Source organism: Streptomyces sp. SAS_281 (assembly GCF_052542855.1).
On record NZ_JBMNDO010000227.1, the window covers coordinates 1 to 4,172 of the forward strand.

The window sequence follows — 4,172 nt, forward strand, 5'->3', positions numbered from 1 at the left end:
CGCTGTGCGCGCGCACAGCGGCAACCGGCCGTTTTGGATAGCGAACTGATGTTCACTAGTATCCGGCGATGATCATAAGAAGAAGGCTGACGGTCGGGGTGGGCATCCTGCTCGCCACCCTGACCGCCGGGCTCGGCTCGGCGCTGCCCGCGTCGGCCGACGAAACCCCCGCCAAAGCCTCCCCCAAGGTCGAGCTGGTCCTCGACGTCAGCGGTTCCATGCGGACCCGCGACATCGACGGCCAGTCCCGGATGAGCGCGGCGAAGCAGGCGTTCAACGAGGTCCTGGACGCGGTGCCGGAGCAGGTGCAGCTCGGCATCCGCACCCTCGGCGCCGACTACCCGGGCGACGACCGCAAGGTGGGCTGCAAGGACACCAAGCAGCTGTACCCGGTCGGCCCGCTGGACCGCACCGAGGCGAAGACCGCCGTCGCCACGCTCGCCCCCACCGGCTGGACCCCGATCGGCCCCGCGCTGCTCGGCGCCGCCGACGACCTGGAGGGCGGCGACTCCACCCGCCGGATCGTGCTGATCAGCGACGGCGAGGACACCTGCGGCCCGCTCGACCCGTGCGAGGTCGCCCGCGACATCGCGGCGCGCGGCATCCACCTGGTCATCGACACGCTGGGCCTGGTGCCCAACGCGAAGATCCGCCAGCAGCTGACCTGCATCGCCGAGGCCACCGGCGGCACGTACACGGCCGTCCAGCACACCGACGAACTGTCGGGCCGTGTGAAGCAGTTGGTGGACCGCGCGGCGGAGCCCGTGGTCACGCCGGTCGCCACGAAGGGCGCCGACAGCTGCACGGACGCACCCGAGCTGAAGCCGGGCCTCTACACCGACCGCGAGAAGTTCGCCGAGCACCGCTGGTACAAGGTCGAGCTGCTGGCGGGTCAGGAACTGCGCGCCTCCGTCAGCGTGTTCGCCGACCGCGCCGTCAACAACGACTACGGGATGCTGCTGCGCGCGGTGACCACGCACGGCCGCGAGATCGTCCGGGGCTCCGAGTCCGGGACGGGGCGCACGGACGCCATCTCGTCCGGGCTGCGCTACCCGAAGCCCGAGCGGGACGACGACGACGCCAAGCCGGCCGCGGAGACCGTGTGCCTCCAGGTCAGCAACTCGTTCTCGGCCCCGGCGTCGGTGAAGACCGCCCCCGGCATGCCGCTGGAACTGACCGTCGACGTGGTGGACGCCCCCGGCGAGGCGGCGGACGTCGCCGCGTTCGGCCTGGGCCACGGCTGGTGGCTGCTGGGCCTGCTCACCCTGACCGGCCTGATCGTGGGTCTGCTCTTCGGGTGGATCTCGCGCTGGCGCATCGCTGTCTGGAGGACCCGCTGATGTCCCGTACGAGACGTGTGCTCGCGGGCGCGCTGCTGACCGGCCTGACCCTGCTGACCGGGGCCTCGGCCGCCGCGGCCGACGACGCGTCGCCGAGCCCGAGCGCTTCCGGTGACGCCTCGGGTCCCACGGAGGCCGGCACCGCCTTCCGTACCGCGACGGCGATCCAGCAGGGCGAGACCGCCACCGCCGGGGCGTCCACCGGCGACTACCTGTACTGGGTCTTCCCGGCCGACGCCGGGCAGCGCGCCACGGTGACCGCCAAGGTCACCCTGCCCGAGAGCGCCGCCCGGCACGGGGCGCAGACCTGGCAGGTCGACGTGTACGACGGGCTGCGCCGCCGCCAGGCGTGCATGTACGGCAAGCAGACCGGTACCGCCGCGGCCGACGCCGCCACGGTCGAGCTGACCTGTGTGCTGCGTACCGTCCGGGCCGCCGCCGAACCGTGGGCCAACGACCCGCTGCCGGGCAGCTACTACGTGCGCCTCACGGTCGTGGACCTGGCCCAGAACGACCTCGGTCTGCCGGTACGCACCGAGGTGGAGGTGAACTCGAAGGACCAGGGCGGGTCCGCCGACGTGGACGGCAGCCTGTCGAAGCCGCTGGTCCCGGGGGTCTCCTCGGCCGAGCATGCCTCGGACGACGGCACGGACGCCTCCGCCGAGCCGGCCGCGCTCGCCGGTGAGCCCGAGGACGGCTGGTCCTCCGGCTGGTGGACCAGCCGCTGGCTCTGGACGGCCGGCGGCGGCGTACTCGCCGCCCTGGCGGGCGTCTTCGGCTACACGGTGACCCGCGGCCGCGGCCGCCCGTCCCACGTGCCGCCGGGCGCCTGACGGAAGCGCCGGGGCCGGGCGGGCGCGCACCCTCCCGGCCCCGGCGCGTTCAGGAGGAAGCGAACGCCCCCTCCTCCCCGAAGGCCAGTGCGGCGAAACGGTCGCCCATGCGGAGGTGGGTGGCGGCGTCCGGGTGGAGGGCGTCGGGAAGGGGCAGCTCTTCGGTATCCGCCTCGCCGTACAGCTCGCGGCCGTCCAGGTAGCGCAGGTGCGGGTCGTCGGCGGACCGCTGCTCCACCAGGCGGGCCAGTTCGTCGCGGATGACGCGGAGCGTCAGCTTGCCGGTGGCGCGGCCCTCGGGGTCGCCCATCGCCGCGAAGCGGACCCGGCCTTCGCCGAGGCGGCTGAAGTCGGGGACGCTGGGGCCCGGGGTGTCCTCGTGGATGGGGCACAGCACGGGTGAGACCACCAGGAGCGGGGTGTCCGGGTGGCCCTCGCGGACGGTGTCGAGGAAGCCGTGCACCGCCGGGGCGAAAGCGCGCACGCGCATCACGTCGGTGTTGACGAGGTTGATGCCGATCTTGACGCTGATCAGGTCCGCGGGGGTGTCCCGCATCGCGCGGGCCGTGAACGGGTCGAGCAGGGCGCCGCCGCCGAGGCCCAGGTTGACCAGTTCGACGCCGCCGAGCAGCGCCGCACGCGCGGGCCAGGTCGTGGTGGGGCTCGCGGCGTCGGAGCCGTGGCTGATCGAACTGCCGTGGTGCAGCCACACCGCGCGGCCGGAGGCCGGGGCGGCCGTGACGGGCGCGTCGGTGCGCAGGGCGACGACCTCGGTGCGCTCGTTGTACGGCAGCCAGACCTCGACGTGCTTCTCGCGGTCCGCGAGCCCGTCGAACCGTACGGACCCGACCGGTCCGGCACTGAAGCGCGTCGCCCCGGTCGTCATGTCGACATCGAGGACGTTGCCGCCGCTCGCCGCGCCCTGCGCCGCGAGGACGCCGTCCACCAGCAGGTCGTACAGCCCGCCGGGCCTCGGCGGGACGCCCTGGTAGACGGTGCGGGTGCGCCGCGCCTCCAGCTCGACCACCGTGGCCCGGGTCCGGAAGACCAGTCGTACGCCGGAGGGCTGGGCCTCCGCCAGGGCGATCTGGCCGTCCGGGGCCTGGGCGCGGGCGGCGGCGGGCAGCCGGTGCGGGAGAAGCCCGACGTCGGTGCGCTCCACGTCGAGCGCGCCGCGCAGCAGGGCGGGGGTGACGGGGGTGGTGAACGGGAGGGGTGCGGGCGGGTCGGTACTCATGGCTCCACCTGAGGTCTCGGATGCGGTCCGGCGGCGTTACGCCTGCCCCGGCGGAGGCCAGTTGCGCAGGAGGGCGTCCAGCGCGTCCAGGGTGCGGGTCCAGGACTCCTGTGCGTCGGGGGCGCTGTGGCTGAATCCCCCCTGCGCCTCCAGGCTGACGAATCCGTGGAAGACACTGCCCAGGAGCCGTACGGCATGCGTCTGGTCCGGCTCGGTCAGGTCGTAGCCCCGCAGGACGGCCCGGGTCATCCGCGCGTGCCGGCCGCCGGCACTGGCGGCGGCGGCCTCGGGATCCAGCCTCAGCTGGGCCGCCGCGTAACGGCCGGGGTGCTCGCGGGCGTAGTCCCGGTACACGTCGCCGAAGGCGCTCAGCGCGTCCTTGCCGGCCCGTCCCGCCAGCGCGGCGGCGCCCCGGTCGGCCATCTCCTCCAGGGCGAGCAGCGCGATCCTGGTCCGCAGGTCCTGGGAGTTCCTCAGGTGCGAGTAGAGGCTCGCGACCTTGACGTCGAACCGCCGGGCGAGCGCGGAGACCGTCACCCGGTCGAAGCCGACCTCGTCCGCCAGCTCGGCGCCCGCCCTGGTCAGGCGTTCGGTGGTCAGACCCGCGCGCACCATGGTCGCCTCCTCGTCCGGGGACGGCCATCATGCGTGTACCTAATGGTTTTAGGCAAACGGGGAGAAGGGCAAGGAAGACGGGAAGCGGGGCGGCGGCGGAGGGGACGGGCACCGTCACGGTGTCGGCCGGCTGACACCCGCTCACCA

General features: G+C 73.8%; 4 protein-coding genes. 2 read left to right on the forward strand and 2 right to left on the reverse strand.

Features of this window, described 5'->3' with window-relative positions:
• The first annotated feature begins 68 nt into the window (after positions 1 to 68).
• Together ACN6LM_RS37635 and ACN6LM_RS37640 are read left to right on the forward strand one after the other, a co-directional pair.
• Positions 69 to 1,340: a VWA domain-containing protein gene (locus ACN6LM_RS37635; RefSeq protein WP_445069922.1), complete on the forward strand. Its 1,272-nt coding sequence runs from the start codon at positions 69 to 71 to the stop codon at positions 1,338 to 1,340.
• Entirely contained in the window at positions 1,340 to 2,173 is an 834-nt protein-coding gene (locus ACN6LM_RS37640) for a hypothetical protein (RefSeq protein ID WP_445069923.1), read from the forward strand. Before ACN6LM_RS37635 ends, ACN6LM_RS37640 begins: the two co-directional genes overlap by 1 nt.
• A gap of 49 nt (positions 2,174 to 2,222) precedes the next feature.
• Here ACN6LM_RS37640 and ACN6LM_RS37645 read toward each other — a convergent pair whose 3' ends face one another.
• Both ACN6LM_RS37645 and ACN6LM_RS37650 read right to left on the reverse strand, forming a co-directional pair.
• Positions 2,223 to 3,410, reverse strand: a complete 1,188-nt coding sequence (locus tag ACN6LM_RS37645; protein WP_445069924.1) for a GDSL-type esterase/lipase family protein — start codon at positions 3,408 to 3,410, stop codon at positions 2,223 to 2,225.
• Between the two features lie 36 nt (positions 3,411 to 3,446).
• Positions 3,447 to 4,025 carry a TetR/AcrR family transcriptional regulator gene (locus tag ACN6LM_RS37650; protein ID WP_445069925.1) on the reverse strand — a complete coding sequence of 193 codons (579 nt, stop codon included), beginning with the start codon at positions 4,023 to 4,025 and terminating at the stop codon, positions 3,447 to 3,449.
• Positions 4,026 to 4,172 lie beyond the last annotated feature (147 nt).